29 protein-coding genes and 1 riboswitch are annotated in these 26,732 nt (G+C 51.3%); of the genes, 7 read left to right on the top strand and 22 right to left on the bottom strand.

The window, feature by feature from the left end; translation table 11 throughout:
- Window positions 1–420: 420 nt before the first annotated feature.
- The 6 genes from JI721_RS05360 to JI721_RS05340 form a co-directional block, all read right to left on the bottom strand.
- Window positions 421–1,146 carry a restriction endonuclease gene (locus tag JI721_RS05360; protein WP_274457031.1) on the bottom strand — a complete coding sequence of 242 codons (726 nt, stop codon included), beginning with the start codon at window positions 1,144–1,146 and terminating at the stop codon, window positions 421–423.
- A gap of 670 nt (window positions 1,147–1,816) precedes the next feature.
- Window positions 1,817–2,092: a competence protein CoiA family protein gene (locus JI721_RS17200; protein WP_407654074.1), complete on the bottom strand. Its 276-nt coding sequence runs from the start codon at window positions 2,090–2,092 to the stop codon at window positions 1,817–1,819.
- 76 nt (window positions 2,093–2,168) lie between these two features.
- Complete coding sequence (locus JI721_RS05355) at window positions 2,169–2,945, bottom strand: amidase (RefSeq protein WP_322790938.1); 777 nt, start codon at window positions 2,943–2,945, stop codon at window positions 2,169–2,171.
- Between the two features lie 105 nt (window positions 2,946–3,050).
- Window positions 3,051–4,216 (bottom strand): IS3 family transposase gene (locus tag JI721_RS05350; RefSeq protein WP_274455562.1). Its coding sequence is split into 2 segments (ribosomal slippage): window positions 3,051–3,973 and window positions 3,973–4,216, totalling 1,167 coding nucleotides; the frame shifts between segments, so codons are not numbered across the junction.
- Window positions 4,217–4,267: 51 nt separating this feature from the next.
- Window positions 4,268–4,840 (bottom strand): amidase, encoded by a 573-nt coding sequence (locus JI721_RS05345; RefSeq protein WP_274457029.1) that lies wholly within the window; start codon window positions 4,838–4,840, stop codon window positions 4,268–4,270.
- 185 nt (window positions 4,841–5,025) lie between these two features.
- Window positions 5,026–5,625: a restriction endonuclease gene (locus JI721_RS05340; protein ID WP_274457028.1), complete on the bottom strand. Its 600-nt coding sequence runs from the start codon at window positions 5,623–5,625 to the stop codon at window positions 5,026–5,028.
- Window positions 5,626–5,727: 102 nt separating this feature from the next.
- Window positions 5,728–5,817, bottom strand: a riboswitch (cyclic di-GMP riboswitch).
- 204 nt (window positions 5,818–6,021) lie between these two features.
- Here JI721_RS05340 and JI721_RS05335 point away from each other — a divergent pair.
- The 3 genes from JI721_RS05335 to JI721_RS05325 all read left to right on the top strand — a co-directional run bounded on the left by JI721_RS05335 (window position 6,022) and on the right by JI721_RS05325 (window position 8,298).
- Window positions 6,022–6,228, top strand: a complete 207-nt coding sequence (locus JI721_RS05335; protein WP_274457027.1) for a hypothetical protein — start codon at window positions 6,022–6,024, stop codon at window positions 6,226–6,228.
- A gap of 345 nt (window positions 6,229–6,573) precedes the next feature.
- On the top strand, window positions 6,574–6,816 hold the full coding sequence (locus tag JI721_RS05330) for a UPF0175 family protein (protein ID WP_274457026.1): 243 nt from the start codon (window positions 6,574–6,576) through the stop codon (window positions 6,814–6,816).
- Window positions 6,817–7,245: 429 nt separating this feature from the next.
- Complete coding sequence (locus JI721_RS05325; RefSeq protein WP_274457025.1) at window positions 7,246–8,298, top strand: Fic family protein; 1,053 nt, start codon at window positions 7,246–7,248, stop codon at window positions 8,296–8,298.
- 279 nt (window positions 8,299–8,577) lie between these two features.
- Here JI721_RS05325 and JI721_RS05320 read toward each other — a convergent pair whose 3' ends face one another.
- The 8 genes from JI721_RS05320 to JI721_RS05285 all read right to left on the bottom strand — a co-directional run bounded on the left by JI721_RS05320 (window position 8,578) and on the right by JI721_RS05285 (window position 13,736).
- Window positions 8,578–8,967 carry a retropepsin-like aspartic protease gene (locus tag JI721_RS05320; RefSeq protein WP_274457024.1) on the bottom strand — a complete coding sequence of 130 codons (390 nt, stop codon included), beginning with the start codon at window positions 8,965–8,967 and terminating at the stop codon, window positions 8,578–8,580.
- A 340-nt stretch (window positions 8,968–9,307) separates the two neighbouring features.
- On the bottom strand, window positions 9,308–9,583 hold the full coding sequence (locus JI721_RS05315; RefSeq protein ID WP_274457023.1) for an AbrB/MazE/SpoVT family DNA-binding domain-containing protein: 276 nt from the start codon (window positions 9,581–9,583) through the stop codon (window positions 9,308–9,310).
- 263 nt (window positions 9,584–9,846) lie between these two features.
- Entirely contained in the window at window positions 9,847–10,326 is a 480-nt protein-coding gene (locus JI721_RS05310) for a hypothetical protein (RefSeq protein WP_274457022.1), read from the bottom strand.
- A gap of 37 nt (window positions 10,327–10,363) precedes the next feature.
- A complete protein-coding gene (locus JI721_RS05305; RefSeq protein ID WP_274457021.1) occupies window positions 10,364–10,618 on the bottom strand; it encodes a hypothetical protein in 255 nt (84 codons plus the stop codon).
- A 230-nt stretch (window positions 10,619–10,848) separates the two neighbouring features.
- Complete coding sequence (locus tag JI721_RS05300) at window positions 10,849–11,091, bottom strand: DUF5348 domain-containing protein (RefSeq protein ID WP_274454939.1); 243 nt, start codon at window positions 11,089–11,091, stop codon at window positions 10,849–10,851.
- Entirely contained in the window at window positions 11,088–11,888 is an 801-nt protein-coding gene (locus tag JI721_RS05295; RefSeq protein ID WP_274454938.1) for an ExeA family protein, read from the bottom strand. Before JI721_RS05295 ends, JI721_RS05300 begins: the two co-directional genes overlap by 4 nt.
- Window positions 11,878–13,263 (bottom strand): DDE-type integrase/transposase/recombinase, encoded by a 1,386-nt coding sequence (locus tag JI721_RS05290; protein WP_274454937.1) that lies wholly within the window; start codon window positions 13,261–13,263, stop codon window positions 11,878–11,880. The genes JI721_RS05295 and JI721_RS05290 overlap by 11 nt, the downstream gene beginning before the upstream one ends.
- Window positions 13,264–13,355: 92 nt before the next feature.
- Window positions 13,356–13,736 (bottom strand): hypothetical protein, encoded by a 381-nt coding sequence (locus JI721_RS05285; RefSeq protein WP_274454936.1) that lies wholly within the window; start codon window positions 13,734–13,736, stop codon window positions 13,356–13,358.
- A 208-nt stretch (window positions 13,737–13,944) separates the two neighbouring features.
- On the opposite strand from JI721_RS05285, the gene JI721_RS05280 reads away from it, so the two are divergent.
- Window positions 13,945–15,212 (top strand): IS3 family transposase gene (locus tag JI721_RS05280; RefSeq protein ID WP_274455578.1). Its coding sequence is split into 2 segments (ribosomal slippage): window positions 13,945–14,266 and window positions 14,266–15,212, totalling 1,269 coding nucleotides; the frame shifts between segments, so codons are not numbered across the junction.
- Between the two features lie 333 nt (window positions 15,213–15,545).
- Here the strand turns inward: JI721_RS05280 and JI721_RS05275 are convergent.
- The 4 genes from JI721_RS05275 to JI721_RS05265 are packed head-to-tail and all read right to left on the bottom strand — an operon-like array spanning window position 15,546 to window position 17,172.
- Window positions 15,546–16,157 carry a tyrosine-type recombinase/integrase gene (locus tag JI721_RS05275; RefSeq protein WP_274457020.1) on the bottom strand — a complete coding sequence of 204 codons (612 nt, stop codon included), beginning with the start codon at window positions 16,155–16,157 and terminating at the stop codon, window positions 15,546–15,548.
- Between the two features lie 24 nt (window positions 16,158–16,181).
- The gene (locus tag JI721_RS17195) at window positions 16,182–16,451 is read right to left on the bottom strand and encodes a tyrosine-type recombinase/integrase (protein WP_407654073.1); all 270 of its coding nucleotides are present in this window, start codon (window positions 16,449–16,451) and stop codon (window positions 16,182–16,184) included.
- A complete protein-coding gene (locus JI721_RS05270; RefSeq protein ID WP_274457686.1) occupies window positions 16,343–16,888 on the bottom strand; it encodes a tyrosine-type recombinase/integrase in 546 nt (181 codons plus the stop codon). The genes JI721_RS17195 and JI721_RS05270 overlap by 109 nt, the downstream gene beginning before the upstream one ends.
- On the bottom strand, window positions 16,888–17,172 hold the full coding sequence (locus tag JI721_RS05265) for a hypothetical protein (protein ID WP_274457019.1): 285 nt from the start codon (window positions 17,170–17,172) through the stop codon (window positions 16,888–16,890). Before JI721_RS05265 ends, JI721_RS05270 begins: the two co-directional genes overlap by 1 nt.
- Window positions 17,173–17,646: 474 nt before the next feature.
- Here JI721_RS05265 and istA point away from each other — a divergent pair, with 474 nt between their 5' ends.
- Complete coding sequence (gene istA / locus JI721_RS05260; RefSeq protein ID WP_274457018.1) at window positions 17,647–18,480, top strand: IS21 family transposase; 834 nt, start codon at window positions 17,647–17,649, stop codon at window positions 18,478–18,480.
- Window positions 18,481–18,861: 381 nt separating this feature from the next.
- Window positions 18,862–20,556 (top strand): IS1634 family transposase, encoded by a 1,695-nt coding sequence (locus JI721_RS05255; protein ID WP_274457017.1) that lies wholly within the window; start codon window positions 18,862–18,864, stop codon window positions 20,554–20,556.
- 147 nt (window positions 20,557–20,703) lie between these two features.
- Here JI721_RS05255 and JI721_RS05250 read toward each other — a convergent pair whose 3' ends face one another.
- The 3 genes from JI721_RS05250 to JI721_RS05240 form a co-directional block, all read right to left on the bottom strand.
- On the bottom strand, window positions 20,704–21,090 hold the full coding sequence (locus JI721_RS05250) for a thiamine pyrophosphate-binding protein (RefSeq protein ID WP_274457016.1): 387 nt from the start codon (window positions 21,088–21,090) through the stop codon (window positions 20,704–20,706).
- 274 nt (window positions 21,091–21,364) lie between these two features.
- Complete coding sequence (locus JI721_RS05245; RefSeq protein ID WP_274457015.1) at window positions 21,365–22,699, bottom strand: MmgE/PrpD family protein; 1,335 nt, start codon at window positions 22,697–22,699, stop codon at window positions 21,365–21,367.
- Window positions 22,696–23,883: a M24 family metallopeptidase gene (locus tag JI721_RS05240; RefSeq protein WP_274457014.1), complete on the bottom strand. Its 1,188-nt coding sequence runs from the start codon at window positions 23,881–23,883 to the stop codon at window positions 22,696–22,698. The genes JI721_RS05245 and JI721_RS05240 overlap by 4 nt, the downstream gene beginning before the upstream one ends.
- A 174-nt stretch (window positions 23,884–24,057) precedes the next feature.
- On the opposite strand from JI721_RS05240, the gene JI721_RS05235 reads away from it, so the two are divergent.
- The gene (locus JI721_RS05235; RefSeq protein WP_274457013.1) at window positions 24,058–24,981 is read left to right on the top strand and encodes an IS1595 family transposase; all 924 of its coding nucleotides are present in this window, start codon (window positions 24,058–24,060) and stop codon (window positions 24,979–24,981) included.
- 204 nt (window positions 24,982–25,185) lie between these two features.
- On the opposite strand, the gene ltrA is transcribed toward JI721_RS05235, so the two are convergent.
- Entirely contained in the window at window positions 25,186–26,589 is a 1,404-nt protein-coding gene (gene ltrA, locus JI721_RS05230; protein ID WP_274455618.1) for a group II intron reverse transcriptase/maturase, read from the bottom strand.
- Window positions 26,590–26,732: the final 143 nt, after the last annotated feature.

Raw genomic sequence — 26,732 nt, 5'->3', positions numbered from 1 at the left:
ATTGCTCTATTTGGCACACCAGATAGGACTGCACGTAACTGGATGGACATCGCAACATATATCTGTCGGGACATACTCGCCCGATGTGTGAAAACAGCAGGTAGGAGGAATTAGGTTAGACTTTAAGGGCCGTGCCAGCGTTTACGACCCTACGAAAACCGTCGATGTTGTTGATCTGTAGCAACAACTTCACCCCTTGCACATGGGTCAATAAACGTACGGTGAAAAGCATTAATTTACAATAGTGGTCGCTGAAAACATCCACGTTGCATGTTTTGTAAGAGTGTAATTTCTTGGTGTTGCGCTATAATTTCGGTACCCGTAACCCTTTGATGTGCCCGTTCGCCATTGATCCGGTACTCTTTTTATAACCACTTCCCGTCCACAGAACTGTTTTGTCAGCTATATACAAGGCACTCATCATCCGCTTACTTGCTTGATGTTTCGGCATTTCGGAAACCCGCTGCACCCCCAGAATTCACCCCTAGCGCTTTTCCTCAACACCATTGCTTTTCCGCACCTATCACACTTCATCTCTTCCTGCTGCATTGAAGTCATGACCTGATTTGGATTGGGAACTGACCCAGAATTCATTCGGAGAATCATTTCTACCAAATCATTGCGATTAACGAGTCTAACCCCATTGGATTTCGCCAATGACTTTGCTTCCTCGGTGTAGTCACGATTCGAGACAACCCATGCCTCATGAGCTTTGTAATGTGCAATTGATGCCTGCGCTTCTTGAACTGCCTTTATCCCAATGTTCTTGCTATGACGTTTAGCCTGGACGACGATTACCTTCCCGTCCTTCTGTAAGACCAGATCGGCACCAAAATCACCAGATGCTCGAGTCACCTGAACATTATAGCCCTGTGACTTGAACAAATGCCCCAGGTAATGCTCGAACTGCCTACCATCCATTTTGTCGATGTCACGGATACCTGACCGCTTCAATTTTTCATCCAGTGACAATTTTCTAATCACAAGTATACCGATCCCAATTCCAGCTCCTGCGCCAGCAATTGCGCCGGCAATGCCCACAGAATGTGACAACTCAAATCCAATTGCAAACCCAAGAAGGGCAGGAAGTACGACTAGTCCCTGCCAAAGAAGTTCAAAAGTGTCGTTCTTCTTTCGTCTTGCCATCTGCATCATTCCTCACGTTAAAGTGACCAAGATAATTCATTCGAAAACTCGGCTTGAGCGCAAAAATATTTGTGATTACGTTCTCTGTTCGGTTGTTTGGTAGAAGAGAGATTACTAATCAACGACTTTAGCGGAACAGTACACCGCTGTAGTTCCGGAATAAAACCATTGTCCATCCTCGTCAAATTGATCACCTTCATCCGTCGCAACGCAGTATGGGCAACCAGCCAAACAATCATCAATCACATTTGCATACGGCTTCCCCCGCCAAACCCGTGCAGGGATTGGGCACTTGTCAACATGAATCGCCAGCCCACGATGGATAATTGGACGTCTTACGGCTCTCTTTTTCGCTTCCCGGCACGCCGGACAATCTCGCCCCTTCAAATTTCCAAGTGCAATTGGACTCCAAAAAGTAGGGTTGTTTAACGCCTCCCGAGCCATTAACTCAAGCCACGGCATACTCCCAAGTTTTATACGCTTCTCTTCGTCCACTTCATATCACGAATTTCAATGATACATACAGGATTACGTTTATCGTCGAGCAAAGCTACGTCTGCCACATAGAATCCTATCTCGGTATCTACCCGATATTCGAGCTCTACACTTTTCACTTTTGGTGGCACTGGTTGCGTATATTTTCCGTAACAACTTCCGCACTCTCGATTGATTACTGGAGGCTCACCATGTCCTCCGAGCCACTGTGACACGGGCCTTTCACGGCGTGCTTGGCTGAAATATGCAACCATCCCTCATTCAGGAATCGGCAGTTTTCAGGAATCCTTTTGTGAGCGAAGTGCTTACGAACCCGAGGGCCGAATCGGAATACAAGATCCGCACTACACTCTGGGCAATAGTACACCTCACCTCTGGCTGCTTCGTCGGGGATAGTCACAGTACCATTCTCGTTCAGTGCATACGGGATCCGGAGTTCGGAATCCGTCATAGTTCTCGCCTCCGATGAAACTCCCTCGCTTAACTCGCTTACGTTCCGTCCATATTCCGCAGATGGACAATGATGACTATACGCAACGCTCATCCCGGATCTCATAGAACCTTCCGAGCGCAGCTTGTTCGTAAGCATACCCAGCCTTGAGCAACCGTTCCTCTCGTCCATGTGGGCCGATAATCTGTATTCCAACAGGCAAGCCATCGTCAGCGATACCGCAAGGAACTGCCAAGACCGGATGTCCCGTCAGATTGAACGGGCAAGTATATCGAATCATACACCCAAACAGGTCTTCCTTTACGCCACCGATGACGACCTCTTCCTGACCAATCTCCTTTGGCGTGGTGGGCAGCGTGGGGGCGATAATGACATCAACATCGTCGAACAGCCGGGATACACCATCGGTGATTTCCTGTCTTTGTTTGAGGGCATCGATGTAGGAAGATGCAGGGATAGAGGTGCTCGACTGGAGCACTGCCTTTACATCCGGTCCAAACAAGTCCATTGAGTTCTCCATTCTCTCCCGGTGAACGTACCCGGCCTCCGCTGCAGCCAGTGTGAAAGTAAGAGGAACAGCCTCACTTGCCCCCGGCACATCAATATCAATGAGAATAGCCCCCATATCCTCAAACTGGCTGAGAGCTGACTTATAGAGGCGATATACATCCTCGTCCAACCGCTCGTTGAAGTAACTCTTCGGAACTCCGATTCGGAGACCACGGATATCAGTTGTTCTGTGTCGCAACAGGGCTTCACCTAAAAACACTTCCATGACGTTGAACATATCGGCAACGCTGCTCGTCAATGGTCCCACGTGATCCAACGTCCATGACAAAGGTGTAACGCCCACCGTACTGATAAGACCTCTGGTTGGTTGGTATTAAGTCAATAAAGTGGACACCCCAGAACAGAGAAATTGTAAGTTTTAATATTCTGATATGATGCCTGTTATTGCTCAGCTTGCTGCATCTTTTAAGGATTGGTAATATCTTCTTTCGAATTCAACCGGCGTTAGGTAACCCAGCGATGAGTGAACTCGCTCCCGGTTGTACCAGACCTCGATGTATTCGAAGATGCGCTTCATTGCCTGCTCTCTCGTCTTGAACTTCTCCAGATAGACGAGCTCTCGCTTGATAATACTGTGAAACGACTCGATACATGCATTATCAAAACAATTCCCCTTGCGGCTCATGCTGCCTACCATCCCGTATTCTCGCAGCTTTTCCTGGTAGTCATGAGAGGCGTATTGGCTCCCACGATCCGAATGATGCAGCACAGGTCCTGTCGGCCTCTGGCGTTCGTAGGCCTGCTCCAGCGCCCCGATGCACAGTTCCTTCGTCATCCTTGCACCCGCACGCCAACCTGCAATCTTACGGCAGCACAGATCCTCGACACTGGCCAAGTACAGCCAACCCTCGTCCGTTGGAATGTAGGTGATGTCTGACATGTACACCTGGTTGGGCCGTTCGGCTACGAACGCTTGGTTCAACACATTCTCCTGCACAGGGTAATTGTGGTTCGAGTATGTGGTTGCCTTGTACTTGCGGACTGTACGGCTTCTAAGCCCATTCTCCCGCATGATTTTGGCCACGGTCTTCTGTGCCACCCGCTCGCCCTCTTGGCGCAGGATCTGCGTGACTTTAGGGCTGCCATAGAGACGACGGGATTTCACGAATATCTGATGAATCCGCTTCGTGATTCGTTTGCGACGCTTGGACCGCTCGCTCTCAGGGCGTCCACACCACGCATAATACCCGCTCCGAGATACACCCAATATTTTGCACATCTTCTCAACCGGAAATTTGGAGCGGTGTCTGTGGATGAATTGGTACCTTACTTCCGGTCGTTGGTGAAGATGCGCATCGCTTTTTTTAAGATTGCATTCTCCTCTCGCAGTTCACGGTTTTCCCGCTCAAGATCCCGTAAGGCCTTCACTTCCGGCTTGAGGTTCCCGCTACCAACGAACGGGGTAGCAGGATCCTCCTTGTACTTCGCCATCCAGCCATACAGTGTCTTTTGTGAGACGCCAAGTTCCCGAGCGACCTGGCTCGCTGGCTTCCCACTCTCCATAGCCAATTGAACTGCATGAAGTTTGAATTCCTTGTCGTACTTCTGTGTCATGTAGCTCACCCCGAATCGCCTTATTCTTACATTCTCGATTCGTTGTGTCCACTATTTCAGCCTAACACCAGGTTTAAGGCCAACCACGCCACAACTTGCCGCAGGGATTCGAATCGATCCACCTGTATCCGTACCCATAGAGAACATGCAGAGATCGGAGGCAACGGCTGCAGCCGACCCACCACTTGATCCCCCTGGAGTTACGTTCTCATTCCAAGGGTTTCTGACTGGGCCAAAGTGAGGATTGTTTGAAGTGATACCGAACGCATACTCGTGCAGGTTGACCTTACCGAGTCGAACGGCACCGGCTCGCCGGAGAGTGGCGACGATGGGAGCATCTCGGTCTGGCACATAGCCCCGCTCAATGGAAGAACCGTTCGTTGTAGGTATTGCCTTCGTGCTGATCAAATCCTTATACGTCACAGGCACTCCATAGAGTTGGCCCTTACGATCATCCGTTATTGTGGCCTCCGCCAACGCTTCCTTTTGAGTGACGGTAATAAAGGCGTTCAATTTTTCGTTACGAACTTCGATAAGACGAATATAGTCCTGCACTATCTCCGTTGGTGTAAAGTTTCCATTCCGATAGCCTTGCTGCAACTGCTCAATCGTCTTTCTCGCCATTTTCACACCGCCTCACCTATGGTTTGGAGCGCTGCGAACAACGGATGCCCAGTGATGTGGCTATAGTCTCAAATCAACCAAAATTCTTACCCCAACGTGCCCACTTTTCATTTATTTCAGGCTGGTTCTTATTACTTGTTGAGAACTTGTACGCTTCCCGCACCGTTGCAATTCAATTAATTTTTCTACCGATCGATACTCGCTGGTGAACTTGGAAGGCCCTTAGGGTTCACCTTGTTAATCATTTCTACCAATGTATTACGGTCTACGAGCCTAACCCGATTGGACCTTGCCAGTGACTTTGCTGCTTCTGTATATCTACTGTTGGTGACAACCCATGCTTCATGAGCTTTGTAATGCGCAATTGATGCTTGGACTTCTTGCACAGCATCGATACCGACACTACCTTTTTTGCGTTTGGCTTGGACAGCGATTATCTTCCCGTCCTTCTGTATGATCAGATCAGCGCCGAAATCACCAGATTCACGAGTCACTTGTACTTTGTATCCCTGAGTCCTGAACAAATGCCCCAGGTAATACTCGAATTGCCTACCACTCATTTTGTCGATGTCGTGGGTACCTGAACGCTTCAACTTTTCATCCGCAGATATTCTTCTCAGCAAAAGTATGCCAATGCCTATTCCAGCTATCACACCTGCGATAATTCCGGCAGTTCCCGCAGAATGTGACAGATGAAACCCGATGACAAATGCAGCAAGCGCAGGCAGACCAACTAACCCCGTCCAAAGGATTTCAGATATATCATCCTTGTCCTTTCTCGTCATGCAGTATCAGCCCTTACCAATTTTGAGTTGGTTGGAGCAAAGCATGTTGAACACGAAATCTAGGTAAAAACGGCATCAATGGCAGGAGACCCAAATAAGCCTGAGAGCAACCAGGCGACCATGGAGAAATTCGATCTCTTTAGGCCCGTAGCTTTGCGTCCCCGCCTTTCGGAAGGTTTGCCAAAATATTCGGTTCCTTGCTTGGATCCGACATTTGGAGTGTTTTTCCTTCATGCCCCATTTCCATGTTGAATTCTGCATTCTGGCAGAGGAATTTCCAATTGTTGTGTAGGACCATCCGAGTCGACGTTGTTCCATTGCAAACTTGCAATTCCCATCAACATCTCCTAAGGTGTTCGCATGTTGCTATGGTGAATTGATAAGGGGGATGTTGATATGGGGAAAGCGAACCCCGAGGCAGTGAATCAAGCCTACGAAAAATTGCTGCAAGCTCACCATCTTGTGCAGGATACCGTACCAGTGCTTACGCAGTGCGGACCACTGCAATTGCTACAGGACACGGGTATATTTGTGGGAGACAAACTCAGTGACATCACGGGTCTGACCGCTGCGTATTCTGACGCTATCATGCGTAAGGAATGAACCTACGGCACCCAACGTGACTGGGTGCCGTACATCATCAATGCGTTATCCGGCGCAAAGTCTCTAACGTTCCCTGTTATCGGGTTGCATACAGAAAACCGCAGCGTTTCTCTGCATATTTGAATTGCGGCCTTGAGAGGAATCCACAAAGATCCAACAATCTGATTGAGATCAGTGTGATAAAGTGAAGAGAGAAGGGTGCAGCAACGTGGTGGATGTTCTAAACGATACCTTCGGAGGGTAATTAGGTTACCTTTTGGGGTATGTGTCGTTGCCTTTTGGGTATATGATCGACCTCGCAAGGCATCGCCGCAAGACAGACGTGTGCCACTGAAGAGGGCGGTGATGTTGATGTCAACGAATAACCAAGTGTTTCGCCTCACTCTTCCCATCAAGTTCAAGCCCTATCTGGTCGGACCAGATGATGACCCGAGCAAAGCAAGAGTGACGATTGCGATTGGCCTAATGACTATGAAAAGACTCCCTCTGGATCAAGCCGCTCGATTGGCAGGAAAGACGCCCCAGGAATTTGTTGAGATGTTGCAGGAAGAAAATATTCCTTGGGCGGAGTACGCAGAAGAGGATTAGTCCCTTGACGTGAAGCGCAAGATGAATTTTAGCGACAGGCAATCAGGCACAGCCCGTAAATACAAACAGCGCCGTCATCGATGCCCTTTCGGCAAAGTGACCGACGCTGCTCTGCTTTTCGATTCGGAACCACTTGCGTTTGCGGCTTTCGCATCCACTGAAGCCGACTGATCGATGCGTCGATGCCACCTTCCCGAACTGCCTTTCGCCTCTGTCGGGCTACATTGTTGCTCATGAATTTTCAATACCCTCTATGTCAGAAAATGCGTGAACGGATGCATATAGAACGTTTCTTACAGTAACCGGGGACTTGTTCCTAGAGTGTGTTTCCATCGTTATGAACAAAGTAATCTTATTGAATCCGTTTATTCATATATTTTTTGTGCTAAAATATAGGAAAATGGTGTTTGTATGAAGGAAGGTTCTGCAATGTCCAGCTTTGCAAACAACTATTTGGCACAGCACTCTTCACATATTGCGTCAATGGAAGTATTACAGTTGATCGCCGACATTTCTGAACGTAAGGGCAAGCAGGCTTACTATGAAGATCGGGCGCCTGAACTTCTTAAACAATTGCAGCACATCGCCACGATTCAGAGTACAGAATCCTCCAACCGTCTGGAGGGAATTGTTGTTGGCAACCAGCGGCTCAAAGAGTTGGTCGAAGAGCGAACAACCCCACAGAGTCGATCGGAAAACGAAGTTGCCGGCTATCGTGCGGTATTAAATCAGATTCACGCCTCCGGGGCGGACATCCCGATTCGGCCAGGTGTAATTTTGCAACTTCATCGCTTGTTGTACTCGTTTTCGCCGGGAGAGGGCGGAAAGTGGAAGCCGAAAGATAATCAAATCACTGAAAAATATCCAGACGGGACGGAGCGCATTCGCTTTACACCAACGCCAGCCATTTTGACGCCAGAGGCAATGGAGATGCTCTGTAACGAATATGCGAACGCAATCCAGGATCAGTCTCCTCATCCGCTCATCGTCATGGCGGCTTTCATATTGGACTTTCTCTGCATTCACCCATTCTGGGACGGGAATGGTCGTATGTCGAGGCTTTTAACGCTCCTTTGTTTGTACCATGGTGGATACAATGTGGGTCGCTACATCTCGCTAGAGAAGATTGTGGAAGACACGAAGGAGCAATATTATCAGGCTCTGTACGACTCATCCCAGGGGTGGCACGAGGGACAGCATGATTTGTTGCCATGGTTGCGTTATTTTCTCGGGGTAATTCTACGTGCATACCGGGATCTTGAGGATCGAGCCGCTGTCGTAAGACGTACACGAGGAGAAAAGTCTGCGAGAATCCGTGAAATTGTTTCCGGGTTTGTTGGTCCATTCTCCGTTCGAGATCTCGAAGAACGTTGTCCGGATATAGCAAGACCGACCATCAATGCGGTTCTAAAACAACTTCATGAAGAAGGGATAATCGAACGGAAAGGATCTGGGCGATCCACGAAGTGGAAAAATCGATAGGCTGTTTAGCGACATTGTAACAAGAAACAGCGCCGTCATCGATGCCCTTTCGGCAAAGCGACCGGCGCTGCTCTGCTTTTCGATTCGGAACCACTTGAGTTTGCGGCTTTCGCATCCACTGAAGCCGACTGATCGATGGTTCAATGCCACCTTCTCGAACTGCCTTCCGCCTCTGTCGGGCAGCCTTCTTGCTCATGAATTTCAATACCTCCTATGTCAGCAATGCGTGACTGGATGCATCATCAAACACCTCTTGGTTGAAGTTTACGATTTTCCGTTTCATCGGTCAGTGTCACGCCAGACCCGCATGTCCCCGAGGTCGATCGTATACCGGCCTGCTGTAAGAATGTCCATCCCAAGGAGTCCATTGATACCTGGATGCATTGCCATGCTGGCAAAGTCGATGAAAAAATCCCTTGCCGAAAAATCATCTAACTGGACCAAATCGATTTTTCTGCGAACCGAAACAGCATCCCCTCCGATGCCACCCAATGTGACGAGTTTGTCACTAGGCTCATAGCGCTGGAAAATTTCATCCACGGCATCAGTCGAAATGAGCGACTGCGCAGCGCCAGTATCAACGATGACATCCGAAACGGCAAGTGTGTGTCCGCCATGTGTCAACGTGACAGTCGTAAATAGCAGGCCTTCACGATACTTAACTCTCATTTGACGTCTGCCTTCGAATCATTGGAGCGTTTCGAACTTCGATAACGACTTCCGGCTTTGATGTGTGGTACACGAATTGTCCCTTGGGCGCCGAAAATAGCTCCTTCCAAGCTTCATGTGGGTCAGACACGGGGCGCACAACAGCGACCTCATCCACTCGGAGCTTGTTTCCATCGACGTAATGCGAGTTCAGCTCCTGAACCAGCACAAATTGATCCGGAAACATTTCTCTTACTTCGGACCACAGCATACAGGCACCTCCGTTCTATTAACCTTTCCACTGATTTTATCACTCTACGAATAGGTTCGACCACGGTGAAGTATATACAACGTGTGTAAGTCAACCGTGCGCCTGAGACTGACGTTTAGAATCGGCCAGCGCAACCAATTCATCCTTGCAAGTGGTGCAAACCATACATCCCCTGTATTCACTTGTCCCGCCGACATTTCCACAAAAGACGCATCCCGGATTATGAGCCTTCAACATGATAGAATCCGCCTCCAAGAAGAAGGCAACCGGATCTCCGGTGTCCATGTGATGACTTTCTCGTAATTCCTTGGGTAGAATAATTCGTCCATACTCGTCAAGCTGGCGGGTGAGACCAGTAGTCAGCATAACTTATCCCTCCATCAAATGAACGGGTTCCATGCCGATTTCTGTACTCCGCTATCCCTGTCATGATCTCTTCCATCGCTTGACGTCCGGGATCGTGTGGAATTATTGGCGTTCCCGGCGTAGCGGACAGGTCCGACTTGCAGCCGTCGTACGGGCAAATCCACAGGCCATCCGCTTTGAACCCGAATGATATCCCGCCGCATGCGATGCACTGTTTTATGAGCACGGCATCTTGTCCCTTCGTAATCTTCTTGTGGAACTAGTCAAAGCGACAGCAACGCCTCAACCTCTTTTGCGTACCCGTGTCGCCGGAAAAATTCGAGCAACGCAATTTCGAAAATGTCCCGTTGCCGAACATTCTTCTCCCGGCTGAAATCCTGAACCAATTGCGCCAGAGAACTCGCCATGTGTACCGACTTCGTTGTGAGCTGCCCCGGAACCGTATAGCGTGGAATCTGCGCTTGACTCTCCGTTCCAGTGTTAAGCAGTGCCACGAATTGGTCCCTGTGCCTGTCCATCCATATGAGGATGGGCAGATATCGTTGTAAGACCGAACCCGGCATTACGTTCGCAGCCATCATGTCCGGTGAGTCGCTGCTAAACTCCGCTACCACGTCAACCGCAGGCTCTTCATCTCCCTCGACGGGAGTTCCCACTGGCGCATAGTTGTCAATTTCATCTGACCAGTCAAACCCTCTCGCCTTCATGTACTTCCCCATTTGCACAGCACTTTCAAATCCCAAGCCCTTTGCCACATCCTTTGGATTTGCACCCGGTTCACTAGGCATCAATGATACTTCGTGCCCTCCGATCAGATTTTTGGAACCGATCGGGGTTTCTTCTGAAAGACTGCTCCTGGGGTTTCTTGACGTACCGCTCGTAGATGTTGTCCCACGGAAAATGGTTGCGCCGCATGAACTGATCAAGTGACTTGCGGTCGATCCCAAGCACCTCGGCGATCTGGTCACGGGAAAGCCCGGCCTCAAGGGAACTCAGCACTTGTTGTATTCTCGCTTGCCTTTGCACTTCATTCATCATGAATCCCTCGTTAAAGTTTGCTGTACTACGGTTTACGACCGGTTAATCAGTCGTCCCGTTCATGCAGGTCTCCCTGTAGAAACGGCATGTGGCCGCTCGGATTATTTGACGGTGAAATTCCAGATGTCATTGTCACCTGGAATCGGCGCGGAAGTTTCACGCATTTTGTCGGCCTTTGAATAAATAAAGGGGGCCGCCTTAGGCGACCCTCCTGCCAACGTGCTCGTCTAGAAGTATATCCACCTCGCAGTGTAAGTTCGGTTGCGCATCAGCACGAATGCGTCACTGCGCTGGTCGTCTTCGTGGAAGATCGCGTACCATCCCTCAGCACACCACTCTATTCTCGCGTAGTAATATCTGTCGCCGATCTCGATTTCAATCGGGTCTCCGCAATGCAAGTCATGTTCATCTTGTTCATCTGCAAAGTACCATCGGTCCCGCAGTGAACTGAATCGTAGATTTCCCGTCATGAGCCGCTCACCTCCATCCATGCCCGCTCCACATGACTGTTATCAACGACGCTGTGTCCCAACGTTGCAGCGTCGATCAGCGCGCCACGACACAGTGTGTTAATCAACCGGGGATTACCTTGGCTGGTTCTCGCAATCAACTTCACGGCATCAGCTGAGAAAATCGTTCTCTCCTGACCCACGCTCGCCAGCTGCTTCGAGACATAGTCCTGCACTTCAGCCTCGGTCAACGTCCCCATGTGGTAGCGAATTTGGATTCTCCCGGATAGTGAAGTCAGGATTCGGAGTTTCATCTTCTCCCGCAATTCTGTTTGTCCCACCAGCCAGAGGGAAATCGGCGAGAATGAATCAGCCCGAAAATTGTTGAGGAACCGAAATTCGGCCAGCATCTGCGGGTCGAGTTCATGTGCTTCATCGACGATAATCACGACTTGTTGGCCTTTTTGGTAGCTTTCTTCGAGCACCTGGTGAACGAGCGCCTGGTTATCTACCTGTCGAAACCTGGGCTGGATCTGCAGACGCTCGAGAATCACGCGGTATAGTGTTTTGGGCGTAAGTCCGGCGTTGGCGATATACATGAACTTGTATTGGCTCTCATCCATTCGCTTCATCACAGCGCGTACGGCCGTTGTCTTCCCGGTCCCGGTGTCCCCGGTTACAAGTGCCATGTGGCGGTGTTCCGTCGCGTAGATGAGCCTTGCAGAGAGCTCGCTGTGACCGTGAAACGCCACCAAGCGTTCGACCGGGATGTCACGGTCAAAAGGCTCCTGAGCGAAGCCAAAGAACTCAGTCATCATGAGATTCACCATCTTTCAGGGCACGAGCAAACGAGGTTCGCCCAAGCGACTGTTGCCTCTGCTTTTCGTGGGCTGCGGTAATCGTTTCGAGAAAGGAAATCCCTGGTTCGGTTGGTAGCTCTGAAGGTGGGGAATCGGCTTGCGTTACACGTTTGTCTGTGTGTCGGCGCATCTTCAGCGGGACGGCATTCGCGTAGTGCTTGCCCTCCAGCCATACCTGAATACGAGTGAGGTCGAAGGGGTTGTAGCGCAACGTCACGGTTCGCCCAACGAGGATGGACTCAACCTCGTACGTGTTTCCCTGCACTGAAATGCAGGCTGTCTTGTCCACCTTTGCCTTGTAGGTCCATTGAAATGCGTCTTCGAGCACATGCGGGTCCACCAACCGCAACGGACCGTGCGTGGTCAGTACGGCTGCAGGCCGTTTTTTCAACGTGCTGTGGGTTCTCTGGTGATACATTTTCTCCAGCCAGGCACGGAAGTAGCGATTGAGGTCGTCGAGATTCTGGATGGTACTGTTCTTCACACACAACTCGGCTTCCGGGCGGAAAGAGCGCTCTACGTAGCCGAAGTATCGTTCCAATTTCCCGCGCCCTTGGGGGAGAAATGGCCGGGAGTGACGAATCTCAAACCCGAGTCTGGCAGCCACCTCGCTCAACTGTTTTGACTGGTAAATCTTTGCATTGTCGCAGTAGAAGATTTTCGGCGTTCCATGCGTAGTAATCGCTTTTTTCAACGCATCCTCAAGCACCGGCAGATTCTCTCGAAAATAAAACGCGGCGTAGCAGATATAACGACTCTTATCGTCAAGTACAGCAACCAATCTGGCTACCCGCATCTGGCCCCCAGAGTTGGGGTCTGGGACGCGCAAGGAATCACAGACGTCACATTGCCAAATTTCGTGAACTTCATTGGCGGTATACCGCTGCCAGGTACGTTGCTTGCGCACTGCCTTTGTACGCTCCACCTTGGCTCTGCGCAAATGCGCGGACAGTGTGCTGCGCCGAATAAATCCTTCTGGAACGAGTCCTTCAGTCTCCAGCATCACAATGAGTTGCTCCACTGTGCGCAAGGGTTGTTCCTTACGCAAGGCCACAGCTCGTTCAATCACATGAGGGGGCAACACCCGCGGTCGGCGGTCGTCTGCCCGAAGTTGGGGAAGCAGCCCATCTACCCCTTCCTTTCGGTAGCCTGCCAAATATCGCTCTAGCGTGCGTTCCGAGAATCTTCTTTTCTCTCCGTTTGGCATCTCATGTTCCTGACTAGCCAGTTCCTCCAGCATCGCTTTTTGAGCACCACTCTCGGTTTGCCGCAATATCGGGGCAATAAGACCATAGCGGAACAGAGCGATTTGGCGTCGCGAATCATCTTGCATGTCCAGCTTCTCCTTCCCATACGAGATAGCCTCATTCTGGGGGCGGGTCCCATCCGCTCGGAAGATGGTTTTCTGTGGGATAAGCAGCGTTGTTACGGTGGAAGGGCTGGGGAGAGGCCATACGACACCCGCTTCACCGACAACGATGGGGCAAACAGGCAGACGACTTCACGCCTGAGATTCCAGAAGTCACTGCCGCCAGCCACGTCAAGCAGCACAAGCCGGTCATAATAGGTGCACAATACCGAGTCTCTGACGTTGTGGCGTAATGGAGGCAGTGGTACATCTGGCCGATGAAACTGGACAATCCGGGAGACCAAGGCGATGACTTTGGTCACCTGCCCCTGAATCCGAGTAAACCAGTTGCGGGCACATGACTCGGATAAGCAGACGCCGCATTCGGCCAATTTGGCTAGGGCAGCGTCTACCGTCAGTGTACCTGCCAAAAGGCTCACAAGAAGATCCTGGACCATGATTGTATACCGCTGGAAAGGTGCGACAAAGGATGGCAGGATTGCAAATGTCCGTTTGCAACTTGGGCACTGCCGCCGTTGTTGTAGGAAATCATGGCGCATCTCGCCTAAATCGAATGGGCGACGACGGTAGTATCTCTTAAGCCCCGAAATCGGATTGGACAGACTCCCTGCTGGATAGCATACTGGAACAGCAGGAGGATGAAATATGGAACGACGGAATTTTTCAGTGCAGTTTAAGCAGCAAATCGTTCGTGAGTGCTCTGAAACGGGAAACGTGTCTTTGGTGGCCAGGAAGCATGACCTGAATGCGAATATGGTTCGCCGCTGGATTAAGCAGGTGAATGGCAGCGCAATGTCGAGCCCCAAGACCAGGGGTAAGGTTACACATGCAACTGCTGAGGAACTGCAGGCTCTGCAAGCAGAACAGCAGCAATTGATTGCAGAAAATGAGCGGATGAAAAAGACAATGGGCGAACAGGCCCTTGAAATTTCCATCCTCCGTGACCTGTTAAAAAAAGCCAACCCTCACTTGCGGATAAAGTAGCGATTGCGCACAAGTGGATCACAGCCGGGTATCCAGTCACCATCGTGCTGCGCATCGTGGGGGTCTCTCGGTCCACTTATTATTATCAACAGACACACGAACCGAAGCCGAAAACGTCTTCCGGAGGGCGTCCTGCGACCCAATACACCTATACGAAGAATGGGCAAAAGATAAGCGACGAGCAGGTTAAGGAATGGCTTATGAACGCCATTGAGGGGGATGGTTTTGGATACGGGTATCTGAAGTTGACGCACTGGCTAAGGCGGGAGCACAACCTGGTTATCAACAGGAAGAAGGTATATCGCCTGTGTAAGGAACTCGGGGTTCTAAAGCCCCAACGGAAGATCAAGTCGAAGCATCCACGAAAGCTCGCCAGAAATCGTGAAGTCACAGAACCTAACCAACTTTGGGAGGTGGATATCAAGTATGGATACGTCCACGGTGAGGACCGGTTCTTCTTCGTGCTCTCTTACATCGACGTGTTCGACAGGGAGATTGTGGATTATCACATCGGACTGCGGTGTGAAGCGACAGATGCTGTGGATACGTTAAAACGGGCTCTGTGGAAAAGGCGCCTATTTGGCGGAACTCAGCAGTTACCCACAATCCGGTCCGACAACGGTCCACAGTTTGTCAGCATGGTCTTTGAATCGACATGTGAGCAACTGGAGGTGGAGCACGAAAGAATTCCGCCAAGGACGCCGAATATGAACGCACATATCGAATCTTTCCATAGGATCCTGGAAGATGACTGTCTGTCCAGGCACGAGTTTGCGAGTTATGCACAGGCATACCAAGCGGTAGTCGAGTTCATGGAGTATTACAATGGGCGTCGGATGCATTCGAGTCTGAATTTTCTATCACCATCCGAGTTCCACAAGGCACATGTTGAAACAGGTATCATGCCCAAGTCAAATGTGAAAGTCTAAGATAACGCTAGAAAACGGGAGCTATGTCCAGACTAAGGGTGTCAATCCGGTATCCGTGGACGTACGTATACGAATGTGAACAGTAAATACAAGGCACGTCGCGCGGTAGCAGCTTCTGTACAGCGAGGGCGTATTCTTCCGGGCTTACCGGATTGACAGATTTGCATTCTATGGATACGCTAGGCATACAGCGAGAGCCATTCGGCCTCGAATTAGGGAACGAAAGTAACTGGCCACCAAACCGAGTACACTTACGTTACCCTGCGCAGATGGGAACGCCACCTGGGCCTACTGGGCACAGAGGGCGTTTCTGCATTTCTCGACAATATCCTGCTAAAGTCCCCGACAGCGAATCAAAGAAAATCCACCGACAATGACGTCAAATAATCTGAGCATAAACAACGGCAATTTTTCAATTGCCTGGCGTAAATCCCCGGCGTTAATTGGAGACAGTCTGACAAACACCTCCCTGTGGCAGTGGCCCAACACGTCCGCTGTCGTTCTCAATGAAACGCCCTGCTTAAAAAGTTCCGTCGCAAATGCGTGTCGTAGTTGAGCTGGAGAGGTCGGGGCGTCCCATCCAAGCTTCTTTGCCGTCTGTCTTATCACACGAGTGTAGTAATAAGGACGTGGAGAACCCCCATCGGCCCGTTCGAAAAACCACCCGTTGCCTTTCACCGTTTCCTCACTGCGTGATGCAGCATAGTCTTCCAGCATCAAATGTAGTTCCCGGTGAATTGGTATTGCACGGTATTTCCCCTTCTTGCCCCTGACGTGGATGACGCCATTAACCAAATCCACATCGTTGTATCGTAATCCTGCGCATTCGAATGGCCGCATTCCTGTAAACAGGATCGTTGTCGCAAAGAGACGAACCAATGGATTTTGCACGTGCGTCAAAAACTTTTGTGCGTTGTGGTAGTTCAAATTCCTCGCTTCGCTCATGGTTTACCCTCCTTGGGAATCAATTCAAAGTAGTTCAATGCTGCTGCGCCTATCGTCCTCCAATGAATGAAGGTACTGGCTCGTAACCGTCAGAGATGCGTGTCCTAAAAGGTGCTGAAGATCGACCAGTGAACCACCTCTTTTGATAAAACTGGTTGCGAACGTGTGGCGAAACATATGTGCTGTTACGTGAACCGGGAATTCAATTCTCTCCACTGTATCTTTGAGTACCTTGTTGAAGTAGGACGGAGACAGCCCTCCTGCGCGAGCCCCCCCGCGCGCTCCCGTCGCCACGTCGATGGTAGTGAGAAAAACCGAGCTTCCGGCTTCCTTCCTGTTATCCCGCCGACAAATGACTCGAGTAAATCCATCAGATTTGTGTTGATTGGATTATCCCGTTCTTTCTGTCGCTTGCCAATCACATGGATTTGCCATGCGTTCAAGTTCACATCCTGCACCCTGAGTCGGGTCGCCTCGGACATGCGCATACCGGTGCGCAACAGCGTATACGAAACAACCTGAATCAGGTAGTTATCAATTGCTTCAATCAGTCTTAAAGCGTCGTCGAATTGCAGGTACTTGACCGGGCGGCGGTGGTGCTCGATGAAATCCACCTGCACGGCAACGTTCTCGCATATATCTCGCTTCTCGAGAAAAGCGTAGAAGCTGCGTAAGCAGGCGAGTATTCGATTGCGGCTCGGACCTTTGAGACCATCTCTATCCCTCAGCATCAAATCAGAAACTCTTCGATGTCGGCCGGGGTCGTCTCCTCAACTGCCCACCCTAGGTTGTATTTTCGTTCAAAAAAGCGCCGAAATCGCTCAAGATCACTGCGGTACCCGATGATCGTTTTCGGGCTGAAATCCCTCGCGTCAATATGGGCCATGAAGGCACCAACGGCATCGGTATATTGCATGTCAACCACCCCAATGGAGCGATAGCGGTCAACGCTCGCTAACACACACGCTAATGCAACTACTACTAGACCTCCAACTGATACCCATGTTGATTTCACCAAATTTCACCCCACAATTCCCTACGATAAAACATCTTGTGGGCGTTAGTTGAAGTAGCCTCTCGCCAAAACGAACAAGGGGCCGTTTTGTTTTACGCCATCAAGACAATCCTTGTGTTTCAACTTTGTTGCTCGCTGCACTTGTATAATCTCCGTTTGCAAGTGCCTGCCACGTTACACTCTGTCCCGGTCCAACGTCATCGGCTGTGTATTACGGAGCAAACCGACCACCGATTCCGACGAATGCCGACCACCCATTCCAACGCTAACCGACCACCTGTTCCGAGTGAAACCGACCACTAATTGTTGGTAGTTCTTCTCCCTCTATACCCTCACTTTTTCATTTCTTAGTTCCCATCATTGGAAAAACGTGTTTAGGCGCTGGGTATCTCATTCTGCCATTCCTTATGCTTCTTTATGGGTCTCATTCAGGGCCTGGGAGGGGGATATGGTTTGGCCAATCGGAGGTTAACCATGCGCAAGATTCGAGAGCTACCCAGACTCAAGTATGAGGAGGGACTCAGTATTCGGAAAGTGGGCCAGAGCCTGTCTATTTCCCACAGTACCGTCCTCGAGCTCGTTCGTCGGTTCGAGGCGTCACAGTGGTCCTGGCCGCTACCAGAAGACATCGACGAAGCGACGCTTAAAGAGGTGCTGTACCCGCCGCCCGCGCGCAACGAAGTCAAGGATCCAGTCGATTGGGCTTGGGTCCACGCCGAGTTACGCAAGAAGGGGGTGACACTCACGTTGTTGTGGGAGGAATACGCGCGAACCCACAAACGCCCTTACGGATACTCGCGTTTCTGCGAAATCTACCGCGAGTGGACGACTGAACGCGAAGTCGCTGCACCGCAACACCACAAGGCGGGTGAAAAAGTCTTCGTAGATTTTGCCGGCCCAACAGTGCCCATTATCGACTCGGAAACCGGCGAGATTCACGATGCACAGATTTTTGTTGCTGTGCTGGGCGCCAGCAGTTACGCCTATGTGGAAGGGTGTCGAAGCCAGGACGTACCCTCCCTCATCCAAGCGGTCTGCAATACGCTGGAGTTCTGGGGCGCACCCGCAATCATCGTCCCGGATAACCTCAAAGCCGCGGTTACCAAGCCATCTCGGTATGAACCAGAAATTCAATCCTCGTTTCAGCAGATGGCTGAACACTATCGGCTTGCAGTGATTCCGGCACGCCCTCGCCGGCCAAAAGATTATCCCGACGATTTAGTTATCCCGAAGTTTTGTAATGGACGGCCCGAAGGGCGCACCATTTACACAGCATGCAGCAACCGAGGATTAGAGGATTCGGGATAACATATAGAGTTCTCTACAGTGCCCTCCCATACTTATGACACCGGGTTCCGTCCCCGGAAAAATGTTGGGGGGTAGACATAGTGGAGCGATTACTGCTGGAAGAATTGATTGCGCAAACAAGAAACGCAATCAAGCCAATGCAACATAGTCACGCGGTGGCAGTATGATTACGCTTGGAAGGAGCTATACAAGTATTTTGCCGAGCGTGGTGTATAATCATTTTCCGTAGAGTTGGCTGAACAATTTGTAATGGAAGTCCGTCAACGATACGACTCATCTTCCGCGCTGTAACCTAAGGTTATAAGTGAATTATTGCAGGTGAGTTGGCCGTCCGGGTCGAAATATCCTCCATGGCTGTTGCATGCCGAGGAGGATTTCCAGTTGCTTGATAATCTCAAACTTACAACCAAGAAGCTTGGCTCAGGTCCCATCTGGTCATGGATGATTGACCAACTGGGTTGGGTGGGCAAGGTAGATGAGCTTGTTGAGGTTGCGCCTGAGGACTGTCGGGTTTCTGTGGGTGAACGAGCAAAAGCTCTGTTGGTCAACATCCTGACTGACCGTAAGGCCTTGTATAAAGTGCAGGAGTTCTATGAAGTATACGATGTAGAGTCGCTTGTAGGTCCGGATGTGGCGTCGGATGCGCTGAATGACGACGCCCTTGGCCGTGCTCTGGATGCAATTCATGAGGCCGGCATAGACGGGGTGTTGAGTATGGCCTCATTCTCAGCACTGGACTTTGCCTCTGTGCCCTTGGACCGCCTGCATGGAGATACCACGTCCATGTCGTTCTACGGTCATTATCGGAATTACCGGAGTGCCCCGGATGATGAGGAAGGCAGCCGTCTCGAGATTACCAGGGGGTATTCCAAAGATCACAGACCTGACTTGAAACAAGTGATCTTCGGCATGGTCACCGCACACGGTATCCCGCTCTTGGCAAGCCCTGAGAACGGGAACCTCGACGACAAGACTTGGAATGCGCAAACTATTGCCAAGCTGGCTGAAAGTCTTCCAGCACAGAAGCTTAGCCAGACCCTTTATATCGCGGATTCCGCCGCTGTCACCACGAAGAACCTGCCGCTCTTTCATGAACACGGTGTTCGGTTCATCTCTCGTTTACCCAATACATTTGCCATGTGTGACAAGGTGAAGCGCAGTGCATTGGAGAGAAACTATTGGGAAGACGTTGGCAGATTGGGAGAGCGGCAAGACACAGCCACCTACCGCATTCAGTCATTTCATCGAGAGATGGATGGGTTACGTTACCGGTTTATTGCAGTCCAGTCGAGCGCATTGGACGAACGCAAGAGGAAGCGATTGGAGAAGCTCATTGAGACTGAGTACAGGGAGTTCACCCGGGTAGCGGCTGAAGAAAGTGAGCGAACCTACTCATGCCGGGAGGATGCAGAGCGAGCCGCTGCGGAATTGTTCAAGAGCCTTAAGGGTTACCACACGATTGAGGTTCAGACGAACGAAGAGATGGAAGTGCTCAAACGTCCGACTCGGGGACGACCGCGCAAGGATGCTCCTGCGCCAACGCGTAAGGTGTTCCGAAACCGAGTCACTATCCATGAGCCCAGTCCGGAGGCGCTGGAAGAGGCTAGACGGGTCGCATCGATGTTTGTGCTGATTACCAATGTGCTCGACGAACAGGCCATGAGCAACGTGGAAGTGCTTCAGGCCTATAAGGAGCAAATCGAAGTTGAGTACCGTTTCCGTTTCCTGAAGAGTCCCTACTTCGTGGGACCTGTGTACTTACAAAATCCTGACCGGGTGGAAGCATTCGGGTGTCTGATGCTCATGGCCGTTATCCTGTATGCGACCTTTGAATACATGATTCGAGTGCAGATGGCCAAAGAATCCGAACCGCTCATCCTACCCGGAAAGAGAAAGAGTATGCGCCCAACGGGGACGTCACTGTTGGAGATGTTCGATGGACTGGCGATGGTACTCATCCACGCGGACGAGCGAGTCATTCGCAAAGGACCTCAGGTCGATGGGCAGCCTAAACGCATCCTCGAAATGCTCGGCGCGGGCACGAGCGTGTACAGCGAGATGAATAAGCTGGCCTAAGCAACCGACCGCAACACGTACCGTGGATTACCATATGTGATCAAATTTACAAATGATCGCAGTTTCATAGAACCAGAAAACGGAAGGCAAATGAGCCCGCTCAACCAACTGTGCTTACAGGTGTAATTTCCAGCTGGTTAGCCCAGTTTATAGCGCGAAGATGAGATCAAAGATGTCTTGATGGAAATTCACCGTTCGGTTTCTTGTACCCGGTAGTTCGCCACCCAACGTAAAGGGAGTCTCACCTGCGAAGATAAGAACTGGTATTCGTGCGCGAGACGCGTTATGAACAGCACCGCCTAAATTTTGCGTGCCAACATCACAGTGCACCATGACTACCTGCGCTTCGCCTGTGACCAATGAGTACCCGTGCGCTGCTGATAATGCAACGATTTCATGAGGACAAATTATTGCTTGCGGCATGTTAATCCCGTTTACTTTCGCGCGAGCAAGTCCTTCAATGACCACCGTGTGATCGCTTCCAAAATTACCAAATATATATGATACCCGCGCCTTTTGGAAAGCATCCAGCATAGTGTACGCAGCCAAATTTTCTGGACTAGTCTCTGGTCCGCTTATCCATGTGGTGTAGCGTTCATAAATGTCCCTCCACGCCTTTTAACTTTGTAATTAACGGAACCGCAACACTATGGGCAGTACAGGCTTCGTTCTGTATACGACACGTTGTGGTATTAAGGAGTCGTAGCCCACGCTTCTCCGGGGGTGATTACCCGCTCACTCCGTACCCAAGTCCGAACCTTACTAGTTTCCTACTCAGGTATAACAGTCGGATCAGCCCGCACTCTCATTACCCAACATAGCCAGCAACCTCCATCGCAGCCTCAATCACCCGCTCCACGTCACAAACTACCTCTAAACACAGCCTTACCAGCCTCACCCCATCACTGTCACCCGTATCCAAAATAGTGCGCCACTTCTGCTCCAACCCTTGCATGTCCAGCCGCATTTCCGGATCGCCCAGGGTCTCCACCACGTCCTCAACACGGGTCTCATGCCTGGTCCTTACTTCCACCCGTGTCGCCCAGACCTCCGGATAATCCGCAAGCAACCCCGCATCCGGATACACGCTCACGCGGTTCATCAAATCCAACACCTGCGGATTCATCACGATCCCGTCCCGCGACACATTGTACAACTGCTCAGGAAGATGCGCGGAAATCGCCAGTCCATAGGGAACGCTTGATATGGAGAAAAGCCGATTGGCCGGTGGATGATCTATCATAGTTACAAACTGAGGCGGCACAAACACACGAATCTCCTCAACATCATCAATGCGAACACCACTCTCCAAAGCCCTCTTCATGCCCTCGATGGAAGGGATGGCTTGCTTCGCTGCACAATAAGGTTTCAAGCTGCACTGATAAATTTGGGGTGTGTCACCAAGACCACTCGTGAGAAGGGCGATATTTGATTGCAAGCCGTAGGTTTGATGGAACCAGGTATCACTGAGGTCCGATGTCCCCGTGAATCCATTGGCCGCAACAATCGCAGCGTAACATCCATCCGCAGTGGCACGTCCCAAGGTCATCCATCGAAACGGAAAACTGTTTCCTCGGTTCACCCCACCGGTGGAAAGGGTCAACGCCATTGAAAGTGCGTGAGCAGTTGCCTCTTCCGACAGTCCAAGAAGCCGGGCAGTTACCGTGGCACTCCCGACAGCTGCACAAAAGTATGTGGGCCAAATCCCGCGATACACGACGTCGGCACCCTGGATAACTCTGCCAAGGCGAGTCATCGCCTCATACCCGACAATAATCGCTTCCAAAAACGACGCGGCCGAACAACCGCCAGACGCCTTCCACAATTCCACAGCCGTCGAAACCACCACGACGCCGGGAGTCACACACGATGCTCTATGAATATCATCGATCTCCGTCAACCGCGTAATCGCGCTCCGAAGTGAGAGCCGTTGAAGAAGATCGCTCTCGGTCAAAAGCCTGTTTGGTAACACACCGTGGTCAGCACCATTTAATAAGGAAGAAATCTTTTGCCCTTCCGTCGTTTGACAGCCACAGGCATTAGCGATGAAAGTGTCTGCTGCGTGGAGACTCGCCTCCTCCAAATCTGTACGGGTAAATGTCGCACCGACGATATATTCAGCGAGCTGTCTGAGGGCTGTCAATGGGTGCTCCCTCCGACTGGCAAATGCTCTGACCACAAAATCTCATTCTGATGTTCTTGCACAAGTACCATTCTGGACATCAGAGAGTTTTCAGACTGTCCGTCGGTGAGTCCAATGTAAATGCTGTATACCTGATTCTTTTCAATGATTGAATCACCAGCTGAATCAGGTACATACAGTCCTGCGGTACCCCGCAAATACGGCTGCTCTTCTACAGATAACCCTATCGCATGACCAAAGCCACCCTGCACCAGACGATGCAGATGGTACGGTGCAACCATCGTTTGAACTTTCCCGACGATGTCGGGGATGGAGACACCGGGGACGAGAGACTTCTCCAGAAAGGCCAGGAGTTGTCGCGCCGTTTTATCAATGGGACGTTCATTCTGTGTCAGACTGACCATGCCCTCGGCCCAATACCCACGGAACTCTACTGCGAAGTAAGTCACCAATGGATCATTTCGCACCTCAGAAGTAGTTATAAACGGCTCAAAAGTTTGTCCACGGTCCAAGCTGTACAATATGCGTACATCTTGAGCGCCAAGGTTACGCGCAGTTCGTTCCGCCTCCAGAACGGAGATGACCACACCGCATCCCCTGGACATGGCCTCTTTCATCGAGGCGACCGAAGAACCTAGTATGCTTGCTGCTTCGCGCATGACAGCCACTTCACGAGGACGCTTCTGGCACAATAGATGCTCGAATTCCGAGTCGTAGGATGGCACCGTCTCTGTGTCGAGCCCAGCCATTACATCCTGATACATTGGCTGCTTCATCCGCCCGAGGCCAACCGCACCTATCTGAACCGCCTTACCGCCGGCACTTATGTTTTCATAGAACTCCTGGACATCCTTCTTAATGTTATTAGCCGTTCGAAGATCCGCTAACCAAGTCAACTGCCGAATCGAAGGAATGTCTCGCGTACCGGCCACTTTTGCAATCATTGTCGGTTCCCCAACCACTGGCACCAGGAGGATGGCGGAACTGTGCTTCGGAATATAGTGGGTCAAGTAGGTTAAGAGGGAGTAATCCACGCGATCGCCATAGATCACAAGCCCATCCATTCCCAGCCGGATCATCTCCAGCCTCACATGGCGGAGACGGTGTTCGAATTCATCAACGGGCAGTCTTTCATCGTCCCAACATGTGCTTCCGTGTAAGACTACTGGCAATACGGTCTGCATACTTAACCCTCCCACGAATCCAGAGAACTATACCTTCCATTTCATTAAGCGAATTTCAAGTAAACGAAGAAATTGTGTTACATACATGTCAAGTCTCGAAAGTTCGGTAGTCAAAGTGGGGACAAAGTGATATTTTAAGTGTAGAACGTACGTTCCCATTTGAGGTGATCGACGATGAACCTGGTCGATTTCATGAATCGATTTTCCGAGGAGTCTGCATGTGAGGAACATCTCATCTCACTCCGTTGGCCGTCAGGATTCTGCTGTCCGAAGTGCGGCAGTCGTAACGCAATGCGGGTGCAAGCTACACATCGAAGGGATTCGGAAAACCGCGTGCCCCTCTTTGAGTGCAAGGATTGCCATCGCCAAACGTCGGTCACGTCAGGCACCATCTTTCACAAGAGCAAGACGCCACTGACGAAATGGTTTCTTGCCATATACTTGGTGGCAAATGACAAGGGCGGCATCGCTGCCACAACCCTCGAGCGCGCGTTAGGCGTGTCGTATCCGACCGCATGGCTGATGTTGCGCAAGATTCGGATCGCGATGGCGGACCGCAATGCCAAGTACAAGCTCGACGGTATCGTTCAGGTCGACGATTTTTATCTGGGCGGTGAAAGCAAAGGAGGCAAGCGCGGGCGCGGTACGGAACAGGTCCCTGTGGTGGCTGGTATCTCATTGAAGCAGGGCAAGCCGCAGTATCTGTTCATGGATCTGGTGAGCGATGTGGGCAAACGCTCCGTGCTGAAGGTGCTCTCCAGGCGAATCACCGCAAACGTCATCTTGGAGACGGACGGATGGCCGACCTACGCCAGTTGCGCAGAGGCACTGGAGGTACAGAGTCATCTGATAACGACTTCGAAAGATGAAAGCAAGAACGAAACGTTCCAGTGGCTGGACAAGGCGATCAGTAACTTCAAGAAATTCATCGACGGCACATATCATGGCCGTCAAACTGACGACCAGCTGTACATGGAGGAATACACGTATCGATACAATCGACGAGGATTTGGTGACCGACTCGTTGAGCGCCTATTGGGGGCTTGTGCAGCAACTAACCTAAATAATTCCACGTACTCCTTGAAAGTGGGGACGTAGCCCAAATGACTTACGAGACTTGAGATGTATGTTGAGGAAATCAATGATCTTTTGCCTTGATCCTCTTGCCAAGTGGGACAGCAGTAACAACCTTCACATTCGCTTGCCTTTAACGGAGCGAACCCGTCCGTCAAATCGAGTAGGAGGGGGCGCCTAGCCCCCGACCTCTCACACCACCGTACATGCGGGTCCGCATACGGCGGTTCATGAAACACTACGAAGCTGCAAGTACCTTTCCTGAAGACTCTTCAGACCAAGTGCCTCAAAGTACGCCTTGTCCATGGCGTTGTTCAGGTTCTTCGCCATGAACCATGGCCCTCGGCGCGAGTTTGCCATCATGTGGACGACCCATTCCGGCTGGTTCAATGCACGGAGTTCGCGGTATCGGGTTCTCACCCGTTTCCACTGCTTCCAGATGCACATTCTGAGCCTTCGGCGTATCCACTCGTCGAACCGTTCACAATGCCCTTTCATCTGTGCGAGTCGGAAGTACGCCACCCAGCCCATCATGTAGGCGTTGAGTTGGCGTATCCGCTCTGCCAGCGGCATGCTTCGTGTTCGGCTTGTAATCTGGCGCACCCTGTCCTTGAATCGCTGGATGGTCTTGTCGGCCAATCGAATCGGCGCCTGCTTCCCGTACAGGAAGCTAAACCCCAGAAACTTTCGTCGCTGTGGTCTGTCTACGGCACTCTTGTCTCGATTGACCTTGAGTTTTAGATCCTCCTCCAGGTATCTCGTAAGCGACGCCATCACCCGTTCGCCAGCCCTGCGGGACTTTACGTAGACATTGCAGTCGTCCGCGTAACGGACAAACTTGTGCCCACGTTTCGTAAGCTCCTTGTCGAAGTCGTCCAGCAGGATGTTTGCCAAGAGTGGGCTGAGTGGCCCGCCTTGTGGCGTGCCCTCTTCACTTCGCACCACAACTCCATTCTCCAGCACACCCGCGTTCAGATACGCCCGTATCAGCCGCAGAACTCGCTTGTCCTTCACCTTGCGTGCCACTCGTGCCATCAGCATGTCGTGGTTCACGCGGTCGAAGAATGCCGCCAAGTCCATATCGACTGTCCATGCATACCCTTCTCGGATGTACTCCTGCGCCTTCTTCACCGCGTCATGGGCATTCCGCCCAGGGCGAAACCCGTAGCTGTTCGGTGAGAATCCAGGGTCGAAGATGGGTGTGAGCACCTGGAGAAGCGCTTGCTGGATGAGTCGGTCGATCACAGCGGGAATCCCCAACTTCCTCATCCCGCCTCCGGGTTTCGGAATTTCGACCCGCCTGACGGGTTGAGGCTTGTAGGTTCCCGCGAGCAACTGCTGACGGATGTCAGCCCAGTGCGTCTGGACATACGACCGTAGTTGTTCTACCGTCACTCCGTCCACGCCCGGCGCTCCTTTGTTCGACTCGACTCGCTTGAGGGCTTGCAGCATGTTCTCCCGCTGCAGCATCCTCTCCAGCAAGTTGGTACTGTCCTCGCAGGATGGGTTCTGTCCTTGTACCGACGACGAACTCGGCCCTCTCTCCTCAGCCTCTCGCGGCTTCACCGCTACCCTCTGAGTGGAGGCCCCTTGCGGGGTATTCTGCTGTCTCTGCTCGTCGTGCGAACGCATCCAGTCCATCCTCGTTTCATGTTCAGCCCTTCCCTCGACAAGCGCTTGCCGAGGTACTATGGCCTCTGCTGACTCCTGCCCGTTCAGCGCCACCTCCCGGTGACGGTTACCAGCTATACTGGCGTATCGGACAGGCCTCCCCG

Source organism: Alicyclobacillus cycloheptanicus, assembly GCF_028751525.1.
Lineage (GTDB): Bacteria > Bacillota > Bacilli > Alicyclobacillales > Alicyclobacillaceae > Alicyclobacillus_L > Alicyclobacillus_L cycloheptanicus.
Note: the sequence above shows the minus strand (reverse complement) of the source record. Positions and strands in the feature narration are given on the sequence as shown.

Coding starts and splice junctions, on each gene's coding strand:
- JI721_RS05250 (WP_274457016.1), bottom strand. CDS start 21,090: ATGCTGGATGCTTTCCAAAAGGCGCGGGTATCATATATATTTGGTAAT.
- JI721_RS05320 (WP_274457024.1), bottom strand. CDS start 8,967: ATGAGAGTTAAGTATCGTGAAGGCCTGCTATTTACGACTGTCACGTTG.
- JI721_RS05345 (WP_274457029.1), bottom strand. CDS start 4,840: ATGGCGAGAAAGACGATTGAGCAGTTGCAGCAAGGCTATCGGAATGGA.
- JI721_RS05340 (WP_274457028.1), bottom strand. CDS start 5,625: ATGACGAGAAAGGACAAGGATGATATATCTGAAATCCTTTGGACGGGG.
- JI721_RS05270 (WP_274457686.1), bottom strand. CDS start 16,888: ATGCTGAGGGATAGAGATGGTCTCAAAGGTCCGAGCCGCAATCGAATA.
- JI721_RS05275 (WP_274457020.1), bottom strand. CDS start 16,157: ATGAGCGAAGCGAGGAATTTGAACTACCACAACGCACAAAAGTTTTTG.
- ltrA (WP_274455618.1), bottom strand. CDS start 26,589: ATGCGTTCGCACGACGAGCAGAGACAGCAGAATACCCCGCAAGGGGCC.
- JI721_RS05305 (WP_274457021.1), bottom strand. CDS start 10,618: ATGAATGAAGTGCAAAGGCAAGCGAGAATACAACAAGTGCTGAGTTCC.
- JI721_RS05325 (WP_274457025.1), top strand. CDS start 7,246: ATGTCCAGCTTTGCAAACAACTATTTGGCACAGCACTCTTCACATATT.
- JI721_RS05290 (WP_274454937.1), bottom strand. CDS start 13,263: ATGCAAGATGATTCGCGACGCCAAATCGCTCTGTTCCGCTATGGTCTT.
- JI721_RS05335 (WP_274457027.1), top strand. CDS start 6,022: ATGGGGAAAGCGAACCCCGAGGCAGTGAATCAAGCCTACGAAAAATTG.
- JI721_RS05360 (WP_274457031.1), bottom strand. CDS start 1,146: ATGGCAAGACGAAAGAAGAACGACACTTTTGAACTTCTTTGGCAGGGA.
- JI721_RS05300 (WP_274454939.1), bottom strand. CDS start 11,091: ATGACGGGAAATCTACGATTCAGTTCACTGCGGGACCGATGGTACTTT.
- JI721_RS05315 (WP_274457023.1), bottom strand. CDS start 9,583: ATGCTGACTACTGGTCTCACCCGCCAGCTTGACGAGTATGGACGAATT.
- istA (WP_274457018.1), top strand. CDS start 17,647: ATGCGCAAGATTCGAGAGCTACCCAGACTCAAGTATGAGGAGGGACTC.
- JI721_RS17200 (WP_407654074.1), bottom strand. CDS start 2,092: ATGACGGATTCCGAACTCCGGATCCCGTATGCACTGAACGAGAATGGT.
- JI721_RS05235 (WP_274457013.1), top strand. CDS start 24,058: ATGAACCTGGTCGATTTCATGAATCGATTTTCCGAGGAGTCTGCATGT.
- JI721_RS05330 (WP_274457026.1), top strand. CDS start 6,574: ATGTTGATGTCAACGAATAACCAAGTGTTTCGCCTCACTCTTCCCATC.
- JI721_RS05285 (WP_274454936.1), bottom strand. CDS start 13,736: ATGGTCCAGGATCTTCTTGTGAGCCTTTTGGCAGGTACACTGACGGTA.
- JI721_RS05295 (WP_274454938.1), bottom strand. CDS start 11,888: ATGATGACTGAGTTCTTTGGCTTCGCTCAGGAGCCTTTTGACCGTGAC.
- JI721_RS05240 (WP_274457014.1), bottom strand. CDS start 23,883: ATGCAGACCGTATTGCCAGTAGTCTTACACGGAAGCACATGTTGGGAC.